Raw genomic sequence first — 26,119 nt, 5'->3', positions numbered from 1 at the left:
TTGGGGGTGGTAATGAAACGTACCAAGAATATTAACCTGGCAAGGATGCGCAAAGGCAGTAGCTCTAAATTTTTACTGCGCCCCCTCGCCCTAGGTGTAGCGGCAGCCCTCGTGGGTTGCTCCTCAGATGAAGAAGTTAAAGTTGTCTCCTCAGTAGAGGACTGTGTGGCCAACACCCAGTTGGACGAAGCTCAATGTAAAGCGGCTTACCAGCGCGCGCTTGAGGAGGCCGAGCGCACCGGGCCAAAGTACTCCCGTCTAGCCCAGTGTGAGGCCGAGTTCGGCAGCTGCCAGGAGACCAGTAGCGGTATCTGGATGCCGCTGATGGCGGGCTTTATGGTTGGCTCGATGCTCAATGACAGGGACCGCTACTATCATCAGGGTTACTACAACCCGGTTTACCACTACTCGGGCTCCCGTTACCGCGACAAGCTGATGACCGCTGATGGTGGCATTATTGGCGACTATGGCCGCTCGTCCTATAAAGTGGACAAAAGCGCTACGGAGCCCAAGCCGAAAGTCACCAAAACCGTTTCCCGTGGAGGCTTTGGTGCTGTGGCATCGGCTAAATCCAATTGGGGCGGCGGTCGCTCCAGCAGCGGTGGTTCGCGCGGCTGGGGGGGGTGATTGGTGCTGAGGTTGCCGATTGGTGAACGCCCGCACTGGCAGGAGCGGGCGCAGGAGTTTGGGTTTCACTTCCATACCATGTATGGCGAGCCCTACTGGGATGAGAGTGCTTACTATCAGTTTTCCCTGGAGCAGATAGAAAAGCATATTGAAGATCCCACCGAGGAAATTCACCAGATGTGCCTGGATGTCGTCGCCCGTGTACTCGAGGATGAGGAGCTGCTAAGGCGCTTCTGTATTCCCGAGCAGCACTGGGATTTTGTACGAACCTCATGGCGCAACGGTGACCCCAGTCTGTATTCCCGTCTGGACTTTGCCTATTCCGGCAAGGGGCCGGCAAAGCTTTACGAGAACAACGCCGATACTCCCACTTCGCTGTATGAAACCGGCTTCTGGCAATGGTTGTGGCTGCAGGACAATGTGGATCGAAGGTCGCTGCCGTTACAGTCTGATCAGTTTAATAGCTTGCAGGAAAAGCTGGTCAATCGTTTTCACGATCTACAGTTCTTAACCCCAGGGCGGGAACTGCACTTTGCTTGCTGTAAAGAGACAGAAGAGGACCGGGGCACGGTTCAATATTTACAGGATTGTGCCTCCGAAGCGGGGATCAAGAATCGTTTCGTTTTTATCGAAGATATTGGCCGGGATGAAGCGGGTCAGTTTACAGATTTGAACGATCAGGTAATAACCTGGATGTTCAAGCTGTACCCCTGGGAATTTATGCTCCGCGAGGAGTTTGGGGCCCTGTTGGCAGGAAGCAATGTCCGCTGGCTGGAGCCGCCCTGGAAGGCAATTATTTCCAATAAGGCACTTCTGCCGATGTTGTGGAAACTCTTCCCGGGGCACCCCAACCTGTTGCCCTCATTTTTTGAAGATGAGCTGGATAAAGCAGCAGATTTTCCCGAGTTAGTGAAAAAACCGATCTTTTCAAGAGAGGGGGCGAATATCTCGGTGGTTAAGGGAGCCGATACCACCTTGCTGTCCGACGGTCCCTATGGCCAGGAGGGGTTTATTTACCAGGCTTTGCACCCCCTCCCCAAATTTGGGAAAAACCATACCCTGGTGGGCAGTTGGCTCGTCGATGATCTCGCCGCTGGGATGTCTATCCGAGAGGACTCAAATCTGATTACCCAGGATATGAGCCGCTATCTACCCCATATCATCCTGTAGAACTCGCTTCCTAAGGTGCGCGTCGATAATAAATCGGCGCGAACCTGTCTAAACGATTAAAAATCATAGTTCAAACGCAACTCAAAGAAATTCACGCCGGAATTTTTGGAGCATATTCCAGCATTTGAATAGTGCAGTGCGTAAGTTGTGAGCCCCCAGTGGCGCTTATAGCCAAGCTCAGCGCCCAATCCAATTCGATCTTCAAATTGAAAATGGCAGCCCAAAGTTGTGTGATGAGTGTTTTTGCTCACAATATTGGACTTGGTAATGTAGCTGGCTCCCACGGAAAACTCGAAGTATGGAAAGATAGGCCAGTCCCAGCGGGGTAGGTACTCAAGTCTCCATGCAGGGCTCAGTGAGATACCGTGAACTAAATCCTCTCCCCGCTTAGAAACATCGGGATCACCATCATCCAGGCTGGAGCGCCACTCAAAGTAGCTGGTCTCCAATCGAGTTCTGAGTGTCCATCTTCCGGTAAGAGACCACTGCCAGGGCAAATCCTTGGATATGGCAAGGCGATACTGGGTGAGTTCATTGCGGCGATTGGAAAATCCCGGACCGGCGCCAACAACTGTATCCCATAGTTTATCCGGGTTTTTTGTCGTTTCAGCTAGAGACCAGGCTGGAAATAATAGAGAAGAACAAAATAGACACAGGCTGAGCCTGCGGGTAATCCAGTACAGCATCATCCCTGATCCTACCTTTTCTACTACAAGTGGTGACGACAAGAAAGTGATTGGTTGGGAAAACTCAAAATCATCTGGGTTCTTTTCCAGTGTAGACAGGGGTGAGCAGCTATAGGTCTTTTAGCCTATTGGTGGTTTATCAATAGGGATAATTTTCCTGCCTACAGATATTGTTGCTGCCCGAAAGGCATTTGCAGTGACAAGTTAAAGAATGCTGTGACAGCAACCTAAAGGGCGATGAGCTTCAGGGGAGAATGCAGCTTCTCAGGATGAAATAAGTGTTTGTGAGATTGGTTCAGCTGCCAACATCCGCCCCTCTTGTTGATATGGGATGAATGGGTGTGCGGGAGGTGGGAGTTGTCACCTATTGGTAACTAATAGGTGTGGGGAGTTATATTCAGTGGAGATTTGAGTTTAAAGTTTTTTATGCCTGCAAAGATTTGTTTGTTCACTATTTCTGTAAAAGCAATCTTTTCTCGTTTTGTTTTTTAAATAATTATCTGAAGATGAAATAAAATACCTTTAAAAGGCTTTTTTAAAGAAGTTTGGTTTATTGGTGCTCTTTTGGGTTTGTAAATTTATATCAATAATTGTCAGGAACCGTGCTGTTAAGTAGCGGTCCATACCTCTGTCACCAACATCGCACATTGAGTATGTGTAGTCAGAATAGGGACCTGGTTCAGATGGGGAAGGGAGCTCGGACAAAATTGAATAACAGGTATAGATATGTTTTTACCAAAGACCAAGCTGGCATCTGCCATTAAGCAACCGCTATTAAATCGCACACTGATGGCTATGGTATTGGCCGGAATGAGTGCGAATGCACTTAGCCATGGTTATGTAGAGGCCGCTGATGGTGGAGTGGCGGCTGCTCGCGGCACTCTGTGTAAATACGCTCTCGATACAGGCGAAATGAATGTAAATTGCGGTGCTGTTCAGTGGGAACCGCAAAGTATCGAAGGGGATGAGGGCTTTCCTGATAGCGGGCCGGCCGATGGACAGATTGCCAGTGCCGGAGATAGTTCTTGGGCCGAGCTGAATGAACAATCCTCTGATCGCTGGGTTAAAAATTATATTAGCTCCGGTTGGCAAACGTTTAAGTGGCGCTTTACGGCAAATCATGTAACTCGCGACTGGAAATACTACATTACCAAAGAAGACTGGAACCCAGATGCAGTCTTGACCCGCGATCAATTTGACCTCGACCCCTTCTGTGAAGTGGACGGCAATTATGAGCAGCCGGCCTACAATACGACGCATGACTGTCAGGTGCCGGAGCGAGAGGGCTACCACGTTATCCTTGCAGTCTGGGATGTGGGCGATACGGTCAATGCTTTTTATAACGTTATCGATGTCGAGTTTGATGGTGATAACGTAGTCAACACTGACTGGAGTGTTGGCGGAACCATTAACCCAACTCAAGATTTAGATGTCGGTGATAAAGTTTACACCCGGGTATTTGACAGCTCTGGTGAAAATACCTCTTATTCTACTGTTCTGGAAATCTCCTCAGAGGAGCAGGGTATCGCGGAGAACTGGTCCCACGATCTGGCTGAGCTGATTAACCAGGAGCAAAGCAGCATTCGTGCTGGCGACTATGACGGCAGCAGCAGCTTTGAGCCCCTGTATGGGATCAATAGTATCTATTTGTTAGAAGGCAGCAACCTGCAAAGCGTCGAGATCGGGTATGAACTCCTAGAAGACCAGGATGATGGCACTACCGATGATGACAATTCAGGTAGTGATGATGACTCGAGCGATAGTGGTAGCACTGACGACTCCGGAAATAGCAGCTGTGAAGCGTTTGTACAGCAGTATGGTGGAGATCCCGGCTACTCGATTGGTGATGTCGTTGTCTATGACGGTGTCGCTTACAAATCTACCCATGAGCCTAACTGGTGGTCCCCAAGTGCAGCGCCGCAATTCTGGAGCGAAACTACCTGCGATGACTCCGCCAGTGATTCAGACGATAGCTCTGATAGCGGCTCCGATGACAGCTCTGATAGCAATAGTGGAGATGACAGCTCGGCGGTTTCCTGCCCTGAGTTCCAGCAGCCCTATGCCGGTGGCAGCAGCTACGAGGTTGGAGACCGAGTGACTTTCGATGGTCAGGTATATATCTCAACCTATGGGCCAAACTGGTGGTCGCCAACAGCGGCTCCCCAGTACTGGGATGAGAGTTCCTGTCAGTAATTGAGACTGGCTCAGTTTCCCTGTGTCAGACAGGTGATTGAGTTGACCCCGAGTAAAGGGCAGGCGCTCTTTGCTCGGGGTTTTTCTGTTACTTTGGCAGCGTTATTTTGCCGTTGGTAATCATCTCTTCAATTTTTTTACTGAGATGTTCGAACGTAAATGGTTTCTGAATACAGTCCAGTACGCCGTCTGAAATAACTTCCTGAACCTTGCTATCCACACTGTAACCCGTGGAAAGAATCGCTTTCACTTGCGGATTAATTCGCTTTAAAAATGCAAACAATTCCTGGCCATCCATACCCGGCATAATCATATCCAGAAGCACCAGATCCACCTCATCACTATATTGTCGATAGTGAGTGATGGCTTGCTCTGCGGTTGCAAAGGTAACGACGCTGTAGCCGTTCATTTCAAATAGCGCTTTAGAGTAGGTGCGGACAATCGCTTCATCATCGACAACCATAATGCGCAACTTGCGTTCACGGGCGAGTTTCTTGGCCTGATAGCTCTGCTTTTTAATTGGAGTCTTGGAGGTTGGCAGGTACAGTTTGAAACAGCTGCCTCTTCCCTCGCGGCTCTGGCACTGTATTGCACCTTTGTGTAGGTGAATGGCGCCATGCACTGCGGCAAGTCCCAGGCCCGCGCCGCGGCCACTTTCCTTGGTGGTGAAAAATGGCTCAAAAATACGGCGTCGCACTTCGTCAGACATACCGCTGCCGTTATCGGTAATGGTAATTAAAAGGTACTGCCCCGGCTGGAGTTCGAAGTCGGAGATAGAAGTCGATTTCTCAATCGTGATATTGACGCTGGCAAAACTCAGCGAGCCTCCAGAGGGCATGGCGTCTTTTGCATTGATCCCGATATTTAACAGGGCGCTCTTGAGTTGCGCGGGATCGCCGACAATATGTGGGCGGTTTGCCTCTAGCTGTTGTTCAATATTGATTTTGCGATCAATAGTGCGAGTTAGCATCGCGCACACATCGCGAATGATTTCGTGGGTATTGCAGTTCTTAAGTTGATAATTTCCCTTGCGGGCAAAAGTCAGTAGCTGTTTGGTAAGTTCTGATGCATGCCGGGCAGTCGTCAGTATCTGGTTGCTGTACTCGTTAATTCTGGCATCGGTGGATATTTGCCGAATAACCTCCGCATAGCCATTGATCCCGTGAATCATATTGTTGAAGTCATGGGCTATCCCGCCGGCCAGCTCACCGATAGCTTGCATTTTTTGAGCTTGCCGAAGCTCCTCTTCCAGTAATCGCTGTTTAGTGATATCGGAGCCAATACTGAGAATCCCCGTCGGATTGCCCCTCTCATCCGCAATAATTTTATTGGTCCAGGCGATCCATATCCGCTTGCCGCACTTGGTAACATTCTCGTTGATATTGTAGCGATGCTCCTCGGGGAAGCGGCAAACATGGTCCATCAACTGCCGCAGATCCCGGCCACTTGTCTCGTTGGCAGAGACAATGGTGCCAATTAAGTGCCGGCCAATAATCTCGACTTCGGTATAGCCAAATAACTGTTGTGCGTATTCGTTGAAGGAGGTGATACGACCGTGTCGATCACAGCGCATAATAATCGAGTTGGCGTGCTCTACCAGCTCCCGATAGCGCTCCTCACTTTTGCGCAGGGCTTCATAGACCTGGGCCGAGTCCTGCCCTTCGGTGCCGGCTATCGATGCTGAGGGCGGAAAAATGGGCATATTATTTTCCTTGATCACCTATTTTTCCTCCTGAGTTGCGGCTGCCTGTTTTTCCGCCAGAAATTCCACCATGAAGAGGTAAAAAAGTATATAGGCAGGGCTATGTATTTTGACCGTGTAGACATTCTTTCTTGACTGGCCATTCTCTTTTTTGCGGCCCCGGGGATTCCGCGACGCCTCTGGCTCGTAGAGGGGCCCACTACGGTGCGCGGCTCAAGATATCGCAATATGAATCGCTCTATAAGCCCTTAGATTGGGAGATGCATGTCTTTTACCGGTCGTTTGTGACAATTTGAGTGGTGGCGCTATCTGTACAAACTGGTAGCATTCACCGCCATATGCAAAACGATTGGATGAAATGACTATGCAGCTGCAAACCCGATTTCTCGGGCGCGGTATCGCGGCACTGTTGGGTGCCTCGCTACTGTTGTCCGCTTGCGGTGAGAAGCCTGTTGACAGTGAGTCGAGATCGCTCGATTTCGCTCGCGTGGATGCCTTCCCCTCGACTTATTCAGTAACTCAGTCCCGTCCGGTACTGATTCAGGGCGCAACCCTGCTCACTGGTACTGGGGAGCAGCGAGACGATACGGACCTCTTGTTTGAAAATGGCAAAATCAAGGCGATTGGTGCGGGCTTGCAGGCCCCGGCAGATGCCCTGGTTATCGATGGCAAAGGCAAGTGGGTTACTCCCGGTATTATCGATGTGCACTCTCACCTGGGCGATTATCCGGCTCCAGGAATCGAGTCCAGCCAGGACGGCAATGAGATGACCTCGCCAAACACCGCACAGGTTTGGTCTGAGCACTCAGTTTGGACCCAGGACCCTCAATTTCCCCTGGCTCTCGCCGGTGGTGTGACAACCCTGCAAATTTTGCCGGGTTCGGCCAATTTATTTGGCGGTCGCAGTGTCACGCTGAAGAATGTGCCCGGTCGCAGTGTTCAGGATATGAAGTTTCCCGGCGCCCCCTATGGCTTGAAAATGGCCTGTGGCGAGAACCCCAAGCGGGTTTACGGTGGCAAGGGAAGCTCTCCCTCCACTCGTATGGGTAACGTTGCCGGCTATCGGAATGCCTGGATTCAGGCCAGTGCTTACAAGCAGGAGTGGGAGGATTACGTCGAAAATGGCGGGGATGAGCCCAAGCGCGATCTGCAAATGGAAACCCTGGCAGGCGTACTCAATGGCGATATCCTGGTTCACAACCACTGTTATCGCGGTGAGGAAATGGCGGTAATGATGGATATCGCCAAGGAGTTCGACTTCAAAATCTCTACATTCCACCATGCGGTTGAAGCCTACAAGGTTGCCGATCTGTTGGCGGAAAACAATGTTTGTGCGGCGATGTGGGCCGATTGGTGGGGCTTTAAACACGAAGCCTACGATATGACCGAAGCCAATATCGCGATTGTGGATCAGGCCAAAGCCTGTGCGATGATCCACTCGGATTCCGGCGTGGGGGTTCAGCACCTGCACGAGGAAACAGCCAAGGCGATGACTGCGGGCCAGCGCGCAGGTTTCGATATCCAGCCCAAGGATGCGGTGGTCTGGATGACTTTAAACCCGGCTAAGGCCCTGGGTATCGCCGACCAAACCGGCAGCCTTGAGAGCGGCAAGATGGCGGATATCGTCGTCTGGTCCGGCAGCCCCTTCAGTGTCTACACCCATGTAGATCAGGTATTTATTGATGGGGAATTGATGTTCGATCGCGCGGATAACAAGCGTCAGCCACACACCGATTTCGAGCTGGGAATTCTCGATGCAGAGGGAGAGCGACTGTGAAAAAAATAGCTGTTTATTGTGCGCTGGCCCTGGGCTTGATGTCAGCGGCGGGCCAGGCTGAGACGATTCTTATCAAGGGTGGCAAGGTGCACACCTTGGCCGGGCAGGGCAGCTTGGAGGCTGCTGATGTGCTGGTTGTGGATGGTAAAGTTGCACAGGTGGCCCCCTCCCTGGACGTCGCGGCTGATCGGGTTATCGATGCGCGCAACAAAGTGGTCACGCCCGGGGTGATAGCACCTATTTCCGAGCTGGGACTGGTAGAGATCAGTGCAGCCAGTGCCACCAATGATCACCAGGTGACCGGCGCCAGCATAGGCAGCGCCTTTAATCCGCTGCCCGCTTACAACCCAAAGTCCACCCTGATCCCGTTCAACCGAGCTGGTGGCGTGACCAGCGCTGTTGTGTCACCGGCGATCAGCACCTGGGATAGCGGCGCTGTGGATGCGCAGCAGGTATTTGCAGGGCGCAGTTTTGCCATCAAATTGAACGGTGAATTTGACAGCGTCGAAGCAAAGAACGTTGCGCAAAAAGCTTACCTGGGAGAGTCCGGTGGCGAGTTGGCTGGTGGCAGTCGCGCCAATGCTTATGCCAAGGTGGAGAATGCACTGCGCGAAGCCCAAGAGTACCGCAATCATCGCGCCGCCATTCGCCGGGGCGAGTGGCGGGAGCTGGATTACCGCCTAGCGGACCTGGAAGCTTTGCAGCCGGTGATCAGTGGTAAAGAGCCCCTGATGGTAACAGCCAACCGGGCCAGCGATATCCTCGCGGTACTGGATCTGGCTAAAGCCTTCAAGGTGAAGCTCGTTATTATCGGTGCAGCCGAAGGTTGGATGGTGGCAGATAAGCTGGCACAGGCTCAAGTGCCCGTTGTTATCGATGCGATCAACAATATCCCGGCTTCATTTTCAAGCCTGGGGGCGCGCCTGGATAACGCGGCACTACTGACCAAGGCCGGTGTAAAAGTGGCAATCAGTGGGCCCGATTATGCGGCGACTCACAATGTCTACCTGTCCCGCCAATCGGCGGGTAACGCTGTGGCTAACGGTCTGGCCTATGAGGAGGCCCTAAAGGCGATCAGCAGCAATGTTGCTGAGATCTTTAATCTTGAGGGGGGGACTTTGGCGCCCGGCGCCGTTGCGGATATCGTGATCTGGAGCGGTGACCCGCTGGAGGTTACCAGCTATGCGGAGCAGGTCCTGATTGAGGGTGAGAACCAGTCCCTGGTGAATCGCTCAACACGTCTGAGAGATAGGCATCTCAAGCCCGCAAAGGGCCATGAATTTGGCTACAAGCACTAAAGTGCACAGAGCGGGCTTCAGGCCCGCTTTTCTTTTTCCGTCTATTGATCCGAAAGGTCCATTGGGTTGTGTAGGATTTGTGTGGCGAAATACTGACTTTCGGGGATATATTCCCCGGCTAGATCGATAAGAACAAGGATAAAAACATGGCGAATATCACAGCACTCTACACCGGCCTTTGCGCACTTCTGATTATTTACCTGGCTGCCAGAGTGGTTCAGTTCCGTCGCACCAAGCGGGTGGGGATTGGAACCGGTGATGATCGTTTCAATGAGATTCGGGTGCGAGTCCACGCTAATGCGATCGAGTACACCCCGATAGCACTGCTGCTGTTATTGGCTGCTGAGCTGGGCGGCTTGCCCGCGTTGTGGCTGCATCTCTTTGGGGCGCTCTTTTTTATCTCGCGGGTATTCCATGCCTATGGATTGACCCAGGGCAAAGGCGGAATGCACTTTGGACGCTTTTGGGGCACGCTGATCAGCTGGATAGTTATTGTTGTTTTAGCGCTTATTAACATTGTTAACACGCTAATCACGCTTTGAGGCTCGCTGAGGCGGGCAGTAGGGGCTCATCGAGAGCCCCCACGCAAAAAAGCCCGGCAAGCCGGGCAAGAGTACAGGGATAAATCTACAGATGCTTACTGGTTGGCGGCGAGCGGGGTTACGCGATCGTCTTCGCCTTCCTGCTCCATGCCCTCATCTTCTTCAAGCAGGGCTTCGGGCTTTCCTTTACAGGCTTTTGCCAGAGCATCGCGGCGCTTGGCTAGAAGTAGACCGATCTCTTCGCCCACCTGCTCATCAATGCTATCGATGTGGCGCTCAATCAGCGAAGTGATATTAGCTGCGAGCTCCAGCATCTTATCGTGTTCTTCAGCGTCTTTTTTGTTGTCGAACATTGCTCCGTCTCTATCGCATTTCCAAACAGCTACTACGGCCATCGTGTGCCTCCCAATCGTCTATTAGACTTTCTACTTAGTTTGTATGCGGGTACAGTAACTGTATATATATTCAGTGTCAACGATCAAAGAAAGAAAGGGGCAATGCGGTCAAAAGAGTGGCAGGCGCGATGATCGGCCCGCCAGCAAGTGTGAATGCTGTCATAATAAGCACACAGCCAGTCGCATTCCCCCCGGGGCGACTGGCTGTCTTCACATCATTTGACGGGCCCGCTTGCGGGCCTGTTTTTTTATGGGCTGATACACAATGCCGCAAGGCGACAAGGCCGGGGAGGCGATGATACTAGATGCTGAGCACGAGTCGGGCCGCCAGGCCGATCAACAAGACACCAAACACCTGCTGGATGCGGTGACCAATATGCCTGCTGACCAACTGGCGTTTGCGGCTGGCGTGTACCGCTAGGGCCACAATGCAATACCACAGGGTGTCCACCCCTGAAACCAGGGCGGCCATACCCAGCTTGGTGGTCAGCGCCTGCTGTTCCGAGACAAATTGGCTGAATAGGGCGGTAAAGAACACCGCAATCTTGGGGTTAAAAAAAGCGACACCAAAACCCTGGGCGATAGAGCGTTTCAGACTCTGTTGCGGGGGCGGCACTACAGCGGCACTGGCGTCAGGCGAGGGCGCACTGAGGGCTTTCCAGCCCAGGTAGACCAGCATGGCCGCACCGGCCCACTGTAGAATATTGAACAGAACAGGGGAGCTGGTGATCAGCACCGCCAGGCCGAATGCGGTGAGGATTGCGTAAATCGCCACCCCGGCTCCGTGGGCAATAGCGCTAGCCAGCCCTTGTTGCAGGCCTGAGGAGGCGCTGCGCAATACGATAAGAAGACTCGGTCCCGGTGACATAGCGCCGAGGGCACAGATCCCCGCGAGAGATAACCAACTGAGTAAATCCATTATTTAAAGCCGCCCCCTTGAGCCAGCCATTCTGTTTCTGCTTGAGTGGAAATGCGACCCAAAGCCGCGTTGCGGTGAGGGAAGCGCCCAAATCGCTCGATAACCTCCTGATGGGCGAGGGCGTATCGATAGTGAGTGTCGAGATAGGGTGCGGCAATTTTGTCGCCTGCGAAGGTTTGCTGCAACTGTTTGAAGTAGTCTACCGAGCGTTGCTGGATCTCCGGGTCTTCGCTGTGCTCCAGCGGCATACCCAGGAATATCTGCTGGTAGAGCCCAAGGCCGGGGGCTTCCCCGCGCTGAATCAGCGCCTCTGTAATCGCCAGGGCCTGGGGATCTCCGGCGAAGGCCCGGCGGGTACCCCGATAAATATTTCTGGATAGCTGGTCACAGACCAGTAATAGAGCGAGCTCGCCAGCCAAAGTGTGCCGCCAGTGGTCCAATTCTCCCTGTAGAGCCGATGCGGTAACCGCCCCAAATCTTGTCTTGATATCGGCATCCACCTCAGAAGTGGCGGCAAACCACAGGTCCTGTTTCCCAGGTGTAACGGTGTTGCCGCGAATCCCGGCAGTGCCAAACCAAAAAATAAGGATGTCGTCAGGGGTTGTCATATAGAAGTTCTCCTTCCGCGCTGTCGTCAGTGTTTATTGAATCGTTCCAGTTTAAGAGGTGTTATTAGAAGAGGGTTCTAATTGTTCGTGTAAAAAAAATTATACGGCTGCATCCAAGTGCGCTCCCCGCCTCGTCATAGTGGCGTACAAGGGAAAAAAGGGAGATCACAATGTTTACTGCGAGATCAACTAAAAGGGTACAATTTTGCGCCGCCTTATCACTGGTAGTGGCGGTCCTGCAAGTGGGGCAGGTTAAAGCCTCTGAGCTAACTATTTCCCAGGATGGGATTCACCGTGAGCTCACCCAAAAAATTGATCGGCAAATGCTAGAGAGGCTTAGTGAGTGTACCGATAGGAGTCGAGAGGTTAACCGGCTACCTCCAGTGCGTATCGCTGAGGAGAAGCCACCTCGAGGTGGAATGGCTTACCCCTTTTCTAAAGCTCGAATGATGGTGATGTAAATCACTACCCCCCAACGACGGTTCACAACACTGATAATGAAAATGATTAGAGAGTATGTAATGAGAGCGAGAAATAAATCTTCTTTCCAGGCAGCCATCTGCTGTTGGTTTGCCATAGTGGCATCCAGCATAAGTGCGGGTAGTTGGGCTCAAGAGGAGGACTCATTGATTCCCGAGCCCCCTGCGCCGCCCGGAGTGGAAGCTGCCGAATCCGAAACCCGTGTGCGCATTATGCGCGAAGATGGAGTGCTTACGATCAAATCCGAGGGAGAGGGTGGTGAGCGAAGCGAGGTAAGGGTTGATTTGGGGCAGGAATTTGGCGGCCCTCTGAGCCAGGAAATTATTGAGCGGCTGAAAAGCAAGGGCATCCTGGATATTGACGGCCAGGTTACCGATGAGACCCTGGATAAGGTGCCGAATAACGTCAAGATAAGCCTCTCCGGAGACCTGGATTTGGGCGGCAGGCACCGGGAACATTACGACTGGCACAGTAACGATTCAAATCATGGCGATACTGCCAGCGTGCTTGGAGCCACCACCATTGTTCCCGTAGTGGCGCTGCTCTGCGTATTTGGTATGCCGGTACTTATCGTCTGGCTGGTGACACGCACGAGTTATCGCAAGAAGCAATTGGTGATGAACAATATCAACCAAATGGTCGCCGATGGGAGAGATGTGCCCCCGGAACTGATAGATCTGCTTGAGGACCGAGGGGCCAGTAGCTCCAGTGATCGCGGTATTAATCTGATGGCCATGGGGGCGGCAATATTCCTCTCCCTCACGGCTATCGCGGATATTGGAGTAGGTAGTCTCGGCTTGATCCCTCTGTTTATCGGTGTGGCTCGCTTTGTGAACTGGAAGCTTGATAACAAGCAGGTATAGGACAGGCGAGTATGGACCTCAATGACGAGGAATTAATCAGACGAGCCGTCGAAGACGGGGACCAGCGGGCATACGCCCAGCTGGTTCGTCGCTATCAGTCACAGCTGCGATACTCGCTCCGTCAGCTGTGTGATGGGGACCAGGGTCTGGCAGACGATATGGCGCAGGAGGCCTTTATTAAGGCCTATAAGGCGTTGCCGGCGTTCAGGGGGGATGCCCGCTTCAGCACTTGGCTGTACCGTATCGCCTATAATCTCGTCATGAGCCACAAGCGCAAGAATATGCCCGATGTGGATCAAGATGCGGTAGACCGGGCCCAGGCCGATGAAACTATCGAGGAGTCCCGCCAGCTGGGAATGGCTCGGGACCTCACTGCCGCGATGGATAGCCTGAGCGATGCCCAGCGCCAGGCCATCCATCTGTGTATGCATAGAGGGTTTTCTCATGAGGAAGCGGCAGGTATTATGAAATTGCCGCTTGGTACGGTAAAATCCCATGTCAATCGTGCCAGGGCGAAGCTGCGCAGCTTGCTACAGCCCTGGCGTGAGGAGGTGGTAAATGGTTAATTTTGAACAGCACAACACGAAGGGTAATGCCTTGAGTGAAATGGCATTAGAGGGCAACGACCAGGAATTTGACGCCTGGCTGAGTGAACAGCTCCAGTTCAATGAGCCCCACTTGGATAACGATGGCTTTTGTGACCGTGTAATGGCGGCTCTGCCTGTGCAGCCTAAGCGCTCGAAGCGTCGAGCCAGTTACTCCCAGTACATTGCCGTGGCGGCGGCGTTGTTAATTGTTGCCTGGCAGTTCCCGTTTACTGAGGCGGTTGCCGAAATGGCCAAGCAATCCATAAGCTTATACAGCTTGGTGGGTGTTGGGCTTCTCTCCTCCCTGGCGGTTATGACCGGGGGCATTTTCGCCGCACGTCGCTAGCGAATCTCGCTATTATCAGAGCCCACTCCTGGAGTTTGATGGAGTGGGCACCCTTCTCTCCTTGCGGGTAAGTTCCTCGTCAACCTTTAGTCGACCTACTTCACACCAAGAAAATTTATACGAAGCCCCGTCAGCTCTGGCAGCGGGGATGCTCTTTCGTCTGATGACACATCTCTTCTAGTATGGTTTTGCCGGCCTCCGCATGACCATTATTGAGCAAATAATCCGCTACCTCGATAGTGGCCTCGACCCCTGTTGAGATTTCTTTGACGGTATAGGCAATATGCCGCTCCAGTTCGCTGGCGGCATTTTCAGAGTTGGAAATCGCATAGTGGGCCATCAATCGCTGTAGGGTATTGGTGGGGATCAGCGCTTGGAAACCAAACTTTTCAGACAGGCCTCGATAGTGTTTTGTCAGATTGTCATACCCGCTCATTTTTAGTTCGTAAGAGGGCTCCCACCCCTCAAAGGTATGTTGCAGGGCAAACTGCATGGAGTGGTGTTTGGTTGTTCTGTGGGATTGCTGCGGGAACTTTTTGAAAGTAAAGGGGGTTTCGGAGATGTCCGTGAGGGTCTGTTTCAAATGATTGAATGGAGTTTGCATATGCTCCCCCTCGTTAGCAATGGTAACGGTTAGTGGGGGCATTGCCTGTAGGTTTTTCGGCGCTAAATCGGAGACGCGCCCGGTAATATAGCCGTCCTCCAATGATGGACTGAAAGCGTAGTACTGTGAGAATGGGGCCTTGTTATTTAACCAATAGTCCAAAACGAAGCGGCCTGAATTGGAGTGCCCGGACAAAATACTAAAACTTGCGGTGTTATAGTTGTGGTTGATATAGGGCACCACTTCATTGGCTAAAAACTCTGAGAAAGCGGTTGATTTACCCTGATCTGGGCGCAGTTCTTTTCCCATTCCCTCTACGCCAATCACAATAAAGTTGGGTACTTGTCCCTCTAATAAATCGACCGTAGACAGGCTGGAAAGCATGTCCCATTGTGCGTGGAGTATATAGAGTACAGGATACTTTTTGTCGATTTTGTGATATTGCTCAGGCAGCTTTACCAGAATAGTTCTATCTTCACCGAGAAATTTTGAATGGATTTTCAGTTTTTCCGCAAGCACAAACTCTGAAGCATTGACCACTATCGGGAAACAAATTAGCAGGGCTATCAACAGGCTTCTCATTTTCTATCCTCCATGTAGATTTTATTTTTTCGGTAAAACTTGAAATAAGAATTAAGTTTATTGGCCGGGAATGGCGTGGTGGCTTCTGCGTCTGCCTGGGTTATAGGGTGTTTTTAACGGAAAGATGATTTAACTGACATATATGGACATCAGTGCTAGGTATAACTGCCAATTTATTATTTTATGACTCCAATCTATTTTATTGCTCCGTTGCCTGTCAAGCACCTGATTTAGTGGAATGCAGGGGATGTAGAGGGGCTTAAGATGGCCGCTTATCTCTTGAGGTTTAGGTGGGGTAGGGTTCTGGGCGGGGCTTTGAATCGATAGGCGTCGATGTTGCCATCTTGTTGCGCAACAATCCCGGTCTGACAGGAGTAACCCCGTCAGACCGGAGCTAAGCGGAAAAAATAACTGTGATCTTACTTGGTTTCCATATCTTTCAGAAATTGGTCTATCACTGCATTGAACTCATCGGGCCTTTCCCAAAACATCATATGTTTCCCCATATAAGCGGTAGTGGCGGAGGGGGTATTGGCTTTGATCCATTTGTCAGCCACTTCCTTCACTTCATCACGTACCACATATAGCATGGGAATTTTTCCCTCAAGGGCTATGAGATCCTTACTGTAATCGAGATAAAAACCAGTAGCGTTGGTAATTGCGGCAACGCTGCTAGAGGTTTGATTGGCGATATTAGAGATCCAGGCAACATTTTCCGCAGTGGGATTCTCAAGCATCCACTTGACGAACTCTGAGATCACAGTGTCGCGGTCTTCAATAATGCCCTCCGTAAACCAGCGTGAATATCCATCAGAATCATCGTTTAGATACCAAACCCACTCATCTCGACTGGCCCCAGCAATGTCCGGGCCAGTATCGATCATAATCATGGCTTTGATGTTGTTAGAGCCAAACTGATTCAGGTAGGCCAGCTGCTCGGTTACGCCATAGGACCAACCTGCGAGAATTATATTCTCAAGCTCTAGCTTTTCGATCAGTAGCGCCAAGTCTCGCGCATGTTGTTGGTAGGTGTGACCCTCGACCGGTTTAGATGACTTACCCTGGCCCCGAGGATCATAAGCCAAGGCTCGGTATTTGTGTGAATCCTTGAAATGTGCGAGCTGATGTTCAAAAACCTCTGTTGACATCATCCAGCCGGGGATAAAGATAATCGTTGTATCACCGCTGCCCGCTTGCTGGTAATGGAGGGAGAGGGAGTCATTGAGCTTGACTTCTTCTGCTGCCGTAGAAGCTATAAAAAATGACAAGTAACCAATAAGTAATGCTAAATTTAGAATCTTCATGGTGAGTATAATCCGATAATATTTTTATATCTTCCAGCTTGAGGGGTTGATAGTGATAAATTGTCGAGTAGTCCTATGTTGTTAACAGGGGCAGTTTACAGGTTGGGGGTGACAAATCACTATTGTTGTTATATTCAAGTATTTGAGCTAAACATTTGAAGTAGTACGAATGCGTTAGTTGTTGCTGTTTATCAAGGCTTCAATGTCTAGAGAGTCGAAACTGTGAATTTCACTGAGCCTTATTCTCTTGTCAAGTGTGAGGCTGCTCCAGGTTTCTTTAAATCTTTCTTCGTGGCCCTCACCGATGTTCTCTTTCAACAACTTTTTTTGGGTCAAAAAGTTAATACTGGTTACACTGATCACCGTTGGACCTCTGTGTAAACTATGCTCATAGCCAATTAGTTCAAAATCGTTATCCCGATTGCGAAAGCTGTAACTCCAATACCCATAGCGACCGTGCAGATAATGGAAGTGTAGATTTCCTTTCTCTATACGAATATCAAGATCAGGTGGAAAATACGTGCCCCCGTCTTCGCTTTCAGAAGAAAAACAGTTGAGGTTTTTTGTTGCAGTCTCATATTTCTGCTGGCTCCTGAACGCCACAATAACACCACGTCTATTGCTTCTCACTTCAGTGATGCGCTTATTGTCGGGGAGTTTTCCCTTATGAGATTCTTTTATTAGTAAAACGACATCCTCTTTGTTGTCCCCGTTTAAATCCCCATAAATTTTATCAGTTACAATATATCCGTTTGGGGTTAATCTATGAAGAGAGTTTTCGGCGATGGGTATGTCTTCAGGTAGGGTACCTGTTCCCCAGAGGAGGACGGCTGTAAAAATTAACTTCTTCATTTTAAGCTTCTCACCAATCTGAAGTGTAATTTTAGTGTGCTATGCATGTCTTTGATATTTAACTGGGCAATCGTAGGGGGTGTAGGTTTTTCAGTTAAGCTTGGGGTATGGTGGTTTACATGGTTTTGTTAAAGATGAGCCTGCAAGTGCAATCCAGCTCCTTTCAATATATCCTTATCCATTCTGTATTTTTCTTCTCTTCAGAAAGAGTTGCCGCAGTTTTAATGTGCAAATTATCAATATTATGTTTAATAGTAGTGTGGTAGATAAGCTGGCAATAGAGATGCGGCCCTGTATTCCTGTCAGATACGAAGTGGCTGCAATCGGGCATGGAATTAAGGTTTCTGTAGCACAGATTAATGTGCTCGGTAAAAATCAGATTGAAATAAGGGGGCGCGGTATTTCTTTAGCCTAGCCTTACCTAAGGCTAGGTGGAGTGCAAGTCCCAAAATTAACCCTATGCCGTATAGGGTATATTGATATGTTTTCACGGCATATGCCCCAGTGGCAACTAGTAAAAAGGTAACCAAATAAAGTAGGCGGAAAGTGTTTTTAGACAATTATCTCTAAATTCTTGATGTTGAAGGGGTCCTTATTTCAATCAATGCGGTACTGATGGCCTAAAAGTGGCTGCATCACTTTATTGGCTTGCGGTTCCTGACAGGGTTCCGATCTCTTTGAAGATACGAGTAAATTCAACGAACTCCTTGTCTTCAGCTAGTCCTACATGGCTGGCATAGGAGGAAATACGAATCTCAGACTGGGGTAATCTTTCTGCCAGATCGCGAATACTATCTATGGGGGCATTTTCATCACCTTCACTGTGGTGGATATATACTACAGGTGAATGTTCAAACACAATTGAGTCCCATGACCCCAGCAGAACTTTGAAGTCTGACCATGCACCATGGGCTAGATCTCGGGGAGTCCCCAGTGAGATCATATACTCTAACGCTGAATTGTAGTCATTGGCCCTAAAGAGTTCCAAGAGTTGCACTGTGGGTGGCGAGGTGACCTTCTCGATAAAGAGATCGGGAGTTCCCATAGCCGCTACAAGGTAGCAAGAGCAAACAGCTTTGGCGTTATTGGTTGCAAAGTGCATTGCGAATGGGCCACCGCCACTGCCACCAATTACGTGGCAAGAAGTAATACCATTGCTCTGCAAGTGCTCAATTGTTTTCTCGGAGCACAGGGTAAATGATGGCTCAGAGCTAAAATTATCGTACCAAGGTCGGGTGGGGCAAATAAGGCGAATGCCTAATTTGTTGGCGAGATCTGAGAACTCTTCCCCGGAGTCCCCCTTTTGCGGTGTGCCCATAAAGAAAACAACTGGTACACCTTCAGGGTCGCCAAATTCATGAAACTTCATGTTTTTTCCTTTGGGGTATAAAGTGGTTTAATACTTTCGGACACTTCGCTAATAAGGTAAAACTGCCAAGCGAGATGAAGTATAACAACAAAAGGTATATACCAGGTATACACCGGCTTACAAGAGAGGCGCAGAAGCTCTAGTTGCTGAACAAAGGTGTTCTATTTCTAAGGTCGTAGAGGCTGTAGGAGTCAGCGTCAACAATCTGGGATATTGAATAAAGGAAATGAGTAGAAGGGGAGAAGTAAGGCTGGACGTTGATAAGAGCGCTGAATTGGATCGGCTGTAATAAAAAATTAAACAATTGCGTATGGAGATGGAGGTCTAAGAAGTCAGCGCTTTGTGGTGATTAATAGGCGCTTCAAAGAAAAGGGTGTACCGCTGAAAGAAAGCGGTATCGTAGGTGCAACAATTGTCAGTGCGTCAGATCCACCAAAAATAAAGAGAAAGCTCGTGACCCAAAGATGCATCAGTCTTTCTGGTTATTCTATTTGCCATCCTTTTAGGGAATGCAGGGTCGCTGCTGATATTGAATGTTTTAGACGGTGGGGTCTTAGGTCAACTGCTTTCCAGATCTGCTGAACCTGCCATGACGCACCTCTGCGTATTTAGCTATTAAATCAATATTCCAGTGTGAGGCTTTTTCGGGTATACGCTTTATTGCTAAAAAATACTCGATTAAAAGCATCCTTTTTGTTAGCAGTTGGCCGATCATTACGAGCAGGCTCGTGTAGTTCTTCAATATCTTCCTGCTCGAAATGGCTTCGTCACCGATGAGCAGTCATCGGTGACGTTCGCTGTATGATAGCTACATCTATAGGAATCATACTTTCGTTGAGCGGAAGAATATCCTTCGCTCGTATAACTTGCCCATATGGAAGGGGTGTTGAGTGGCACCACTTGTTCAGAATGGGCGCCTCACAATCAGAAACCTGAAAGGGTTTAGTGTCCGTATAATAAATACATTATACGGACAGTCCACCATTAGTTTCATTACTTTCCGCATGGACCACTAGGGAGGAATGGTTCCCTAGATTGCAAGATTTGCAGCCCGAAAAATTCTATCACGGGGAACAAACTGTATGTGTAGATCTCGAGTTGCATTTGGTGCGCTGATGTGCGAGTAGTCTCCGCTAGCAGTGAATTTATACATTGGTAAGTTGCGCCCGGCGATATATCTTCCTAAACCCCAGTAACCCTGGTAATTAATAGCCTGATCGTCAGGGATTTGATTTGAAAGCGTATTTATTGTGCGGGCAACACGTCGGCCTCCAATCATATTTCTTCCCATTCTTAACCCTGTGACGTGCGCAGAGCCTATGGGAATTATTCCTCCTGGGCGCCCGCCTATATTAAAGTGGTGGATAAGGCGTCTGGCTATTTGCTTTTGACGTTTTTCGGAAGATTTCCATTCTCCATTGCCTCGCCATGAATCTACGCAGGCGATATCCCAACTTTTTCGCGTGGCTATATTGATTAATAATGTTGACGTTTCAGTGTCTGTTACACCGCCTGCGAAATAGTCCTTTATCCTTTGAGGATAGGCGGCCAGAGTTCCCGCAGCCTTTATTTCATGTGGTGCCTCAACGAACAGTGAGTGAGGTTGGTCGCTATTGTCTGCTATAGCTTCAGCGGCAAAGGAAAACCCGTGAGGTACATCGTTATGTGGTTCTTGTAAAATTACTAGGCCACCGGCTTGTAATGTAGCACGAACACGGTCTTTCGCGTTTTGTAGTGTTATATTATTTACTGGCATTTTATGTCTCCATCTTGCTATTAAACGACTAGCTTAGAGTCGAGTGAGCTCGGTGTTTTCTTCCTTGATATGCCCGATGTTTTCTTCCTTGAGTAGTACCTTTTAGTTTGGTGCAACTATAAATACAGAAGTTATCATGGTTTGGTTTGCGTAAGATGAATAGTTTTATTTAAGGTACTCTGCATTAAAATTGGATTCAAGCAATAAACTCTACAAGCTTCACATTTTTTCTTGAATTCAAAATTTTTCGATTATTGGTTTTTTGTCATCCTTGGTGTTGCCTTTCTCAGGGTGCAAAAAATCCATCTTTTTATGTTTTCTGTATTCATTGTGAAGCTTTACTTTTATCCCTGGGTTCAGGGATGATAGTGTCGAGTGGGGTTGTGTGATGGGAGTGTTGGTTAATTCGCTTGATACTTGTATGATGATTATTCTGCTCTAGCTGGATACAGGTTTGTGAAAAATGGTAACGTATTACTGAAAGATTTTGTGTGCAAAAGTATAAAAGTGATCAGTATGGTTGCTATCTCCAATGTAGATATTCTTTTAGCGCTTTGAGGTGAAAAAACTTCAAGAATTTTTTGAGCAGTTTCTTTGTGGTCGCATAGCGATCAAAAAGTCGGGTACCTTTAGCGTGGGCTTGATGCGTCTATAAATATAGGTGAGTTTTTTAATTTATAAGGGGTGGAGTCTAATTTGGGCTGGTTTATAGGTGGGAAGTGCTATCAGGGTAATTGCACTATAAACGGATCAGATTCCTGGCAAAGTTCTGCATGTTCATTGCAAATGTACCGCATGACCAACCTTAGTAGGCTCTTCCGCTACACAGATCATAGTTAACAGGTCAAAACAAAGGAGCGGTTAATACCTCCCAGAGGCACCGCTTGTGTAAGGAGGGGGCTGTAGGGCGTTTGCCCTGGGAATGCTATAAGATGGAAATGAGCCGATAAGTGGCAGAAGCAAGCTGTTACAGGTGGCAGCTATGGCCTTCAGAGCTCGCCCTGTCAGGCTTTCAGAGCATCACACTCTGCGTTGCGACTTCTTGAAAGATCTAGCCCGCCCTGTGAAGTCGAGCCTTGATCGAGAGCTGCTCTGAAGGTCAGGGGCATCACGGAAGTATTCAGAGGCTCCCTAGTTGCTGAGTCCCAATTCCCGCTCAATCTGAGCCTTTCGCCAAACGGAATAACTCGCCGGTATCTTTGCCTCCTTGGTACCATCGGCAATGATAGCGCGGCCCAGATTGGGCCAGCATAGGACGGCTAAGACTCTGGGGGCGATTACCTGAAATACTTTGGGTGGGCCCATCAGGGATTTGAGTCTTTGTATAAGCGGTAACCAGGATGCGGGGACTACCTGTTCTGCGATCATCCAGGAGGCTTGAGGTTCACTGCCTAGTTGTTTTGCCAGAGATTCATAGCGCAGAGTTGCCGCCCTTAGTGAGGCTTGGGGAGGGGCGAGTATGATGGCGCGGGCCCGTCTCTCTGCGCAGAGTAGGCAGATTTCCTTTGGGAGACTACTGCGTTCGGCAAGCTCTTGCTTCAGTGCCCATCCACCGGCCTTGATATCGCACTGACAAATAGAGCAATTGTATTTTGGGGCTTCAGGAGTGAATACCGACCTTACCTTCTGCGGGCGCTCACCATTTAACCAGACAAGAGAGTGTCGGTTAAAAATATTACTGGCAAAGTAACGGGTATAGGTGAGCCAGTCGATATCTATCACATTGCCGAAACGGTCTTTGCGGACCACATCGGGGATATTGTGACTGTAAAGATGGCGCAGACAGTGAGGGCAGGGTTTTAGTTGATCCTGGGGAAATGCTTTGCGGGCTGCACTGTAATCACTGCTAATCCAAGCGGGACCTTTATAGTTGTTTACTACTGGGCACTTGGGGTAAATATGGACTAGGCCAAAAGAATCCGGCGTTTGCTCCAGGCCAAATAGAAAAACTGGAATACCTCGATAGCGCCAGGCTACAGTGACGCTGCCCAAGTCGCTGAAATCGAGTTGTATTCCAGTGCGGATCGCTCTGGCCAGGCTGTTCTGGTCAGGCATTTCAGCCAGCCGCTGTGCCAATGGGCGCTTACCGGCTGGAAATGAAGTGCTATCGTTAGTTGCGCTGCGTTCTACGGGCACCTGTATGGCACTTGCTGCTGTAATAAGCGTTTGCCGGTTTTGGATGGGCTGAAAGTTAGTGAGGTTCACAGAGCCTCCTCAAGGATTTGCAGAATATGACTTTCAGAATCCCTGACGACCCTGAAGGCAACCCGGCGGGAGCGATCTGGGTCCTCGACACCATGCTTGTCCAGTACTGGACGGGCAGAGGAGTAGCCTACGGCGGCGACCTTGGCTCGAACTAGGACGGCTTGCTGTGGCGGCAGTAGTGAGTGGGCATATTGCATGACCGCGCGGGAGCGCTGCTGTGAGAGTCTCAGATTATGGAAGTAACCTACCTCCGGTGCGGATTGATCGCCCCATTCGGAGCTGGTGTGCCCCTCAATCTGGATTGCGGCAATGGAATTCATATAGGGCGTGAGGGCCTCGATGTAGCGGGGTACAAAGGAAGACATAATCTCACGCGCATTGTCGCTCAGGGTAAAGTCTCCGGTCTTAAACAGGGCATCACTGTTATTAAATGAGATGGCCAGAGTTTGCTTGTCCAGCGAGGCGCCCCAACGGTTTAAGTCCTGGGCAAACTCCTGTTGCAAAGTTTGGTAGATGGCCAACTGGGTGTCCCGATAAGACTCAGCGAGCTCGCGAATCTTGGCGCGCTCGTCGATAAGGGAGCGCATCACAAAGACAGCAATACAGAGAAATACCATCATCAGACCAGCCATCATGTCCGATAGGCTGATCCACTGGCTATCGCTGGACTCACTACAGGCCTGTGTGCTGTCAAACATGCGCAGCTCCGGTAACCCGTTGGGCTTGGCTGTCGATACGCTGCATTTGCTGGATTAGCTGGCGGAAGTCGCGGGAGAACTCGCCACTCAATGTGCCCAGTGCATCACCCATCGCAGCCATAACGCTTTCCACTTCGTCGCGCAGGCGTTCATCCAGCAGTTCGTACTGGCGCTTAATACTGACATCCGCATTGCTGAGGTCGTGGGTAATAACCTGCGATAACTCGGTAATCATCTGGTGGTGAGTTTTGGCGATGAGCTGGGCAAGCTCGGCCATGGATTCGCGATGGCTGTTTGCCGTTTCATGGATTGCTTTGGAGAAGTGGTTGGGGTCCATGCTGGTAACTACATCGGCCAGCGCCACCACTTTACTGGTTCTTTGCTCGAAGACTTCCGCCTGGGTCTTGCTTAGGGAGATCAGGTTGGATACCTGGGCGCTCAATTGTTGCTGCGCCTGATCAATACCCCGGCTGAGGGCCTCAAACTTGGGTGCAATATCCGGCACCGACTGCTGTAGAACCTCAATGGAAGCTTGCTGTTCGTTGAGCATAATGGATATTTGCTCTGCGTGGTTGCGCTGTTGCTCTACCAGTGTGGGGATCACGTTGAAGATTTCTGGCAGTTCGGTGATGCGTTGGTGTAATAGCAGGAGGTTTTCCTGGGCTCCATTAATCTCGTTGAGCAGAGTCGCAGTTTGATCGCGATAAACCGTTGCCAGTTCTGCGTGCTGCTGGTGCTGATCAATAAGGGCTTGCAGGGTGGGGGATACGGCTTCTAGCTGATGAGTGAATTGCTGTAGGTTTTCCCCCATTTGGGCATTCAAGCCGCTATTAAACTTCTCCACGACAGCGGTGAGTGATTGCAGGACTTCGTCACTAATCTGCTGTTGGAATTTCGCCAAGTCTTCGCGCTGGCCATTGATGGCTTGCAGGATATCATCTGCGGTGGCCGTCGAAGATTGCTCTTTGGTGAATATTTGAAAGATAGTGCGCAGCACCAGGGATAGGAACAGTCCCAGGATGCTGGTCATAAAGGCGGTTTCCAGGCCCTGCATCAGTTCTGAAATTGAGGTGTCAATATCGTTCAGGTCAAAACCATAGATACCGATAATGATACCGATAAAAGTACCCAGAATCCCCAGTGCAGTTAGCAGTGAGGGGGTTTCCTTGACGAAGCGGGGGAACCTGCCTAAAGGGTAGAGGATTATGGCAATGGCGCCAAGGGCAAGCATGACCATAAGAAAGGTGTCGGTTACCTGTTCCGCAGACAACTTGGTTAACCAGTGGTAAAAAAACTGGGTCATTATTTATCCTTTACAACTTTTTGCATTGTTATTTCGTGATAAAAAGGTCCGTTGGGTATTCGCCCGGTCCCCTGGCCAAGTACTTTCATTTCCGGCAGGGACTTCACAACATCGGTGATCGTGCGAAGCTGGGTTTGCTTGCTGCCCGGTGGGTGAATATAGGTTCCGACCTGGCCCGACTTCTGGATTTCAAACACACCACAGTTGACGGGCAGCTTATTTTGTTTAAATAGCAGAAAGTGCATTACACCACCGTCGCTCAGGTGTTGATACAGGGCTTTAGTGATAAATTTTATCTGCTCGGCGGAAAAGAAATTGAGCAGGTCCCACAACAGGATACAATCGAGATCCTTTGGTAGGGTTGCCTGTCGCAAAGCAGCTTGAACGGCCTCTGCAAACGGCGCTTTGCGGCTGAGTTGCCAGGCAAGCGACGAATAAAAATCAGAGATAAATAGCTCGCCGACCTCGCGCTGAAGGTGCTCCATGTTTCGGCCGGCTTTCTGACCGATATCCAGAACCTTGCTCACGGGCGAGCGCTTGGCGTGAGTTAGGGCGGTATTGAGAGCGGTTAAAGGAATCTCAGTTAAGCGATTTTTCTGAAAAGCCGATACGGCTGCCGATGAACCGCTGGCCATCATCGAAGTTGGTGATTTTACATTGCCATACTCAAACATCAATTCGATAAGGTCTTTGCGCATACCCTCCCTTTGCAGGAGAGAGGAGCGCAGGGAGAAATTGCCCATTGTTTTCATCAAATTTAGTGACGAGTAACGATAGGTGGGCAGTGCTTCCTCCAGGTCGAGTGGCTCGGTATTAAATGTGAAGCCGGATAGCCGCTTAAAGTCTGCGGGCGCTTTGGGCATAGTGCCGGTATACAGCATCGTATGAAAAATAGTGCGCGGCTTCAGGTGAGGGCGGATTTCCTCAATGAGCTTAGTGATAAGCTCGGGCTCCATAAAGTTGAAGAAGTCCCAGCAGAGTACAACATCAAGCTTGATGCGCGGTGGCTTCTTGGTGAGATATTCAGAAAGCTGGACCGCTCTGGATTCTCTGTCAAGGGCCGCAGTATCCAATAGTAGACTGCGCAAATCTTCAATAAATGTCTGGCAGGAACGCTCCAATAGGGGCTGTGTAGTGCCAAACGACAGGCATCCCAAATCTAAAACTTTACTACCTGGCTGAATGACTTCATCCACCAACGCGGCAATGCCAAACGAATGATGCTGCAACATATTTCCCATACCAAAACTAAG

24 protein-coding genes are annotated in these 26,119 nt (G+C 49.9%); 10 read left to right on the top strand and 14 right to left on the bottom strand.

The genetic code is table 11. The features are described from left to right. Positions 1-12: 12 nt before the first annotated feature. A complete protein-coding gene (locus ACJJIK_RS06505) occupies positions 13-627 on the top strand; it encodes a DUF1190 domain-containing protein (RefSeq protein ID WP_444944540.1) in 615 nt (204 codons plus the stop codon). A 3-nt stretch (positions 628-630) separates the two neighbouring features. Then, positions 631-1,797 (top strand): glutathionylspermidine synthase family protein, encoded by a 1,167-nt coding sequence (locus ACJJIK_RS06500; protein WP_444932304.1) that lies wholly within the window; start codon positions 631-633, stop codon positions 1,795-1,797. A 56-nt stretch (positions 1,798-1,853) separates the two neighbouring features. On the opposite strand, the gene ACJJIK_RS06495 is transcribed toward ACJJIK_RS06500, so the two are convergent. Then, positions 1,854-2,486, bottom strand: a complete 633-nt coding sequence (locus tag ACJJIK_RS06495; RefSeq protein ID WP_444930592.1) for an acyloxyacyl hydrolase — start codon at positions 2,484-2,486, stop codon at positions 1,854-1,856. Between the two features lie 723 nt (positions 2,487-3,209). Here ACJJIK_RS06495 and ACJJIK_RS06490 point away from each other — a divergent pair. Further along, positions 3,210-4,676 carry a lytic polysaccharide monooxygenase gene (locus ACJJIK_RS06490; RefSeq protein WP_444944539.1) on the top strand — a complete coding sequence of 489 codons (1,467 nt, stop codon included), beginning with the start codon at positions 3,210-3,212 and terminating at the stop codon, positions 4,674-4,676. Positions 4,677-4,764: 88 nt separating this feature from the next. Here the strand turns inward: ACJJIK_RS06490 and ACJJIK_RS06485 are convergent, their stop codons facing one another. After that, positions 4,765-6,378: a hybrid sensor histidine kinase/response regulator gene (locus ACJJIK_RS06485; RefSeq protein ID WP_444944538.1), complete on the bottom strand. Its 1,614-nt coding sequence runs from the start codon at positions 6,376-6,378 to the stop codon at positions 4,765-4,767. Between the two features lie 364 nt (positions 6,379-6,742). Here ACJJIK_RS06485 and ACJJIK_RS06480 point away from each other — a divergent pair, with 364 nt between their 5' ends. From ACJJIK_RS06480 to ACJJIK_RS06470, 3 genes are all read left to right on the top strand, one after another. After that, positions 6,743-8,155 carry an amidohydrolase gene (locus tag ACJJIK_RS06480; protein WP_444944537.1) on the top strand — a complete coding sequence of 471 codons (1,413 nt, stop codon included), beginning with the start codon at positions 6,743-6,745 and terminating at the stop codon, positions 8,153-8,155. Next, positions 8,152-9,453: an amidohydrolase family protein gene (locus tag ACJJIK_RS06475; protein WP_444930596.1), complete on the top strand. Its 1,302-nt coding sequence runs from the start codon at positions 8,152-8,154 to the stop codon at positions 9,451-9,453. Before ACJJIK_RS06480 ends, ACJJIK_RS06475 begins: the two co-directional genes overlap by 4 nt. A 146-nt stretch (positions 9,454-9,599) precedes the next feature. Next, positions 9,600-9,995 (top strand): MAPEG family protein, encoded by a 396-nt coding sequence (locus ACJJIK_RS06470; RefSeq protein WP_444930597.1) that lies wholly within the window; start codon positions 9,600-9,602, stop codon positions 9,993-9,995. Between the two features lie 95 nt (positions 9,996-10,090). On the opposite strand, the gene ACJJIK_RS06465 is transcribed toward ACJJIK_RS06470, so the two are convergent. From ACJJIK_RS06465 to ACJJIK_RS06455, 3 genes are all read right to left on the bottom strand, one after another. Then, complete coding sequence (locus ACJJIK_RS06465) at positions 10,091-10,390, bottom strand: YebG family protein (protein ID WP_444930598.1); 300 nt, start codon at positions 10,388-10,390, stop codon at positions 10,091-10,093. Between the two features lie 301 nt (positions 10,391-10,691). Then, the gene (locus ACJJIK_RS06460) at positions 10,692-11,309 is read right to left on the bottom strand and encodes a LysE family translocator (protein ID WP_444930599.1); all 618 of its coding nucleotides are present in this window, start codon (positions 11,307-11,309) and stop codon (positions 10,692-10,694) included. After that, positions 11,309-11,917: a DUF924 family protein gene (locus tag ACJJIK_RS06455; protein ID WP_444930600.1), complete on the bottom strand. Its 609-nt coding sequence runs from the start codon at positions 11,915-11,917 to the stop codon at positions 11,309-11,311. The genes ACJJIK_RS06460 and ACJJIK_RS06455 overlap by 1 nt, the downstream gene beginning before the upstream one ends. A 521-nt stretch (positions 11,918-12,438) precedes the next feature. Here ACJJIK_RS06455 and ACJJIK_RS06450 point away from each other — a divergent pair. Genes ACJJIK_RS06450 through ACJJIK_RS06440 form a run of 3 tightly spaced genes read left to right on the top strand, consistent with a single transcriptional unit; the run spans position 12,439 to position 14,193 of the window. Further along, entirely contained in the window at positions 12,439-13,260 is an 822-nt protein-coding gene (locus ACJJIK_RS06450; protein WP_444944536.1) for a DUF6249 domain-containing protein, read from the top strand. Between the two features lie 11 nt (positions 13,261-13,271). Continuing rightward, positions 13,272-13,826 carry a sigma-70 family RNA polymerase sigma factor gene (locus tag ACJJIK_RS06445; protein ID WP_444944535.1) on the top strand — a complete coding sequence of 185 codons (555 nt, stop codon included), beginning with the start codon at positions 13,272-13,274 and terminating at the stop codon, positions 13,824-13,826. Next, positions 13,819-14,193, top strand: coding sequence for a hypothetical protein (locus ACJJIK_RS06440; protein ID WP_444944534.1), 375 nt, complete (start codon positions 13,819-13,821; stop codon positions 14,191-14,193). Before ACJJIK_RS06445 ends, ACJJIK_RS06440 begins: the two co-directional genes overlap by 8 nt. A 130-nt stretch (positions 14,194-14,323) precedes the next feature. On the opposite strand, the gene ACJJIK_RS06435 is transcribed toward ACJJIK_RS06440, so the two are convergent. The 3 genes from ACJJIK_RS06435 to ACJJIK_RS06425 form a co-directional block, all read right to left on the bottom strand. After that, positions 14,324-15,379, bottom strand: a complete 1,056-nt coding sequence (locus tag ACJJIK_RS06435; RefSeq protein ID WP_444944533.1) for an alpha/beta hydrolase — start codon at positions 15,377-15,379, stop codon at positions 14,324-14,326. Positions 15,380-15,798: 419 nt separating this feature from the next. Continuing rightward, positions 15,799-16,683 (bottom strand): alpha/beta fold hydrolase, encoded by an 885-nt coding sequence (locus ACJJIK_RS06430; RefSeq protein WP_444944532.1) that lies wholly within the window; start codon positions 16,681-16,683, stop codon positions 15,799-15,801. A gap of 174 nt (positions 16,684-16,857) precedes the next feature. Next, a complete protein-coding gene (locus ACJJIK_RS06425) occupies positions 16,858-17,535 on the bottom strand; it encodes a hypothetical protein (RefSeq protein ID WP_444944531.1) in 678 nt (225 codons plus the stop codon). Between the two features lie 100 nt (positions 17,536-17,635). Here ACJJIK_RS06425 and ACJJIK_RS06420 point away from each other — a divergent pair, with 100 nt between their 5' ends. Further along, positions 17,636-17,950, top strand: a complete 315-nt coding sequence (locus ACJJIK_RS06420; RefSeq protein ID WP_444944530.1) for a hypothetical protein — start codon at positions 17,636-17,638, stop codon at positions 17,948-17,950. Positions 17,951-18,175: 225 nt separating this feature from the next. On the opposite strand, the gene ACJJIK_RS06415 is transcribed toward ACJJIK_RS06420, so the two are convergent. The 6 genes from ACJJIK_RS06415 to ACJJIK_RS06390 form a co-directional block, all read right to left on the bottom strand. Beyond that, positions 18,176-18,904 carry an alpha/beta fold hydrolase gene (locus ACJJIK_RS06415; RefSeq protein ID WP_444944529.1) on the bottom strand — a complete coding sequence of 243 codons (729 nt, stop codon included), beginning with the start codon at positions 18,902-18,904 and terminating at the stop codon, positions 18,176-18,178. A 1,030-nt stretch (positions 18,905-19,934) separates the two neighbouring features. Next, positions 19,935-20,660: a hypothetical protein gene (locus tag ACJJIK_RS06410; RefSeq protein ID WP_444930609.1), complete on the bottom strand. Its 726-nt coding sequence runs from the start codon at positions 20,658-20,660 to the stop codon at positions 19,935-19,937. 1,131 nt (positions 20,661-21,791) lie between these two features. Next, complete coding sequence (locus ACJJIK_RS06405; protein WP_444944528.1) at positions 21,792-22,865, bottom strand: hypothetical protein; 1,074 nt, start codon at positions 22,863-22,865, stop codon at positions 21,792-21,794. Then, positions 22,862-23,563, bottom strand: coding sequence for an OmpA/MotB family protein (locus ACJJIK_RS06400; RefSeq protein WP_444944527.1), 702 nt, complete (start codon positions 23,561-23,563; stop codon positions 22,862-22,864). The genes ACJJIK_RS06405 and ACJJIK_RS06400 overlap by 4 nt, the downstream gene beginning before the upstream one ends. Next, positions 23,556-24,866: a MotA/TolQ/ExbB proton channel family protein gene (locus ACJJIK_RS06395; protein WP_444944526.1), complete on the bottom strand. Its 1,311-nt coding sequence runs from the start codon at positions 24,864-24,866 to the stop codon at positions 23,556-23,558. The genes ACJJIK_RS06400 and ACJJIK_RS06395 overlap by 8 nt, the downstream gene beginning before the upstream one ends. Next, positions 24,866-26,098, bottom strand: coding sequence for a hypothetical protein (locus tag ACJJIK_RS06390; RefSeq protein ID WP_444930613.1), 1,233 nt, complete (start codon positions 26,096-26,098; stop codon positions 24,866-24,868). The genes ACJJIK_RS06395 and ACJJIK_RS06390 overlap by 1 nt, the downstream gene beginning before the upstream one ends. Between the last annotated feature and the right edge of the window lie 21 nt (positions 26,099-26,119).

This window comes from Microbulbifer regidiadema (SeqCode) (assembly GCF_052466995.1).
Note: the sequence above shows the minus strand (reverse complement) of the source record. Positions and strands in the feature narration are given on the sequence as shown.

Coding starts and splice junctions, on each gene's coding strand:
- ACJJIK_RS06505 (WP_444944540.1), top strand. CDS start 13: ATGAAACGTACCAAGAATATTAACCTGGCAAGGATGCGCAAAGGCAGT.
- ACJJIK_RS06495 (WP_444930592.1), bottom strand. CDS start 2,486: ATGATGCTGTACTGGATTACCCGCAGGCTCAGCCTGTGTCTATTTTGT.
- ACJJIK_RS06490 (WP_444944539.1), top strand. CDS start 3,210: ATGTTTTTACCAAAGACCAAGCTGGCATCTGCCATTAAGCAACCGCTA.
- ACJJIK_RS06485 (WP_444944538.1), bottom strand. CDS start 6,378: ATGCCCATTTTTCCGCCCTCAGCATCGATAGCCGGCACCGAAGGGCAG.
- ACJJIK_RS06480 (WP_444944537.1), top strand. CDS start 6,743: ATGCAGCTGCAAACCCGATTTCTCGGGCGCGGTATCGCGGCACTGTTG.
- ACJJIK_RS06470 (WP_444930597.1), top strand. CDS start 9,600: ATGGCGAATATCACAGCACTCTACACCGGCCTTTGCGCACTTCTGATT.
- ACJJIK_RS06465 (WP_444930598.1), bottom strand. CDS start 10,390: ATGGCCGTAGTAGCTGTTTGGAAATGCGATAGAGACGGAGCAATGTTC.
- ACJJIK_RS06460 (WP_444930599.1), bottom strand. CDS start 11,309: ATGGATTTACTCAGTTGGTTATCTCTCGCGGGGATCTGTGCCCTCGGC.
- ACJJIK_RS06455 (WP_444930600.1), bottom strand. CDS start 11,917: ATGACAACCCCTGACGACATCCTTATTTTTTGGTTTGGCACTGCCGGG.
- ACJJIK_RS06450 (WP_444944536.1), top strand. CDS start 12,439: ATGAGAGCGAGAAATAAATCTTCTTTCCAGGCAGCCATCTGCTGTTGG.
- ACJJIK_RS06445 (WP_444944535.1), top strand. CDS start 13,272: ATGGACCTCAATGACGAGGAATTAATCAGACGAGCCGTCGAAGACGGG.
- ACJJIK_RS06440 (WP_444944534.1), top strand. CDS start 13,819: ATGGTTAATTTTGAACAGCACAACACGAAGGGTAATGCCTTGAGTGAA.
- ACJJIK_RS06435 (WP_444944533.1), bottom strand. CDS start 15,379: ATGAGAAGCCTGTTGATAGCCCTGCTAATTTGTTTCCCGATAGTGGTC.
- ACJJIK_RS06430 (WP_444944532.1), bottom strand. CDS start 16,683: ATGAAGATTCTAAATTTAGCATTACTTATTGGTTACTTGTCATTTTTT.
- ACJJIK_RS06425 (WP_444944531.1), bottom strand. CDS start 17,535: ATGAAGAAGTTAATTTTTACAGCCGTCCTCCTCTGGGGAACAGGTACC.
- ACJJIK_RS06415 (WP_444944529.1), bottom strand. CDS start 18,904: ATGAAGTTTCATGAATTTGGCGACCCTGAAGGTGTACCAGTTGTTTTC.
- ACJJIK_RS06410 (WP_444930609.1), bottom strand. CDS start 20,660: ATGCCAGTAAATAATATAACACTACAAAACGCGAAAGACCGTGTTCGT.
- ACJJIK_RS06400 (WP_444944527.1), bottom strand. CDS start 23,563: ATGTTTGACAGCACACAGGCCTGTAGTGAGTCCAGCGATAGCCAGTGG.
- ACJJIK_RS06395 (WP_444944526.1), bottom strand. CDS start 24,866: ATGACCCAGTTTTTTTACCACTGGTTAACCAAGTTGTCTGCGGAACAG.
- ACJJIK_RS06390 (WP_444930613.1), bottom strand. CDS start 26,098: ATGTTGCAGCATCATTCGTTTGGCATTGCCGCGTTGGTGGATGAAGTC.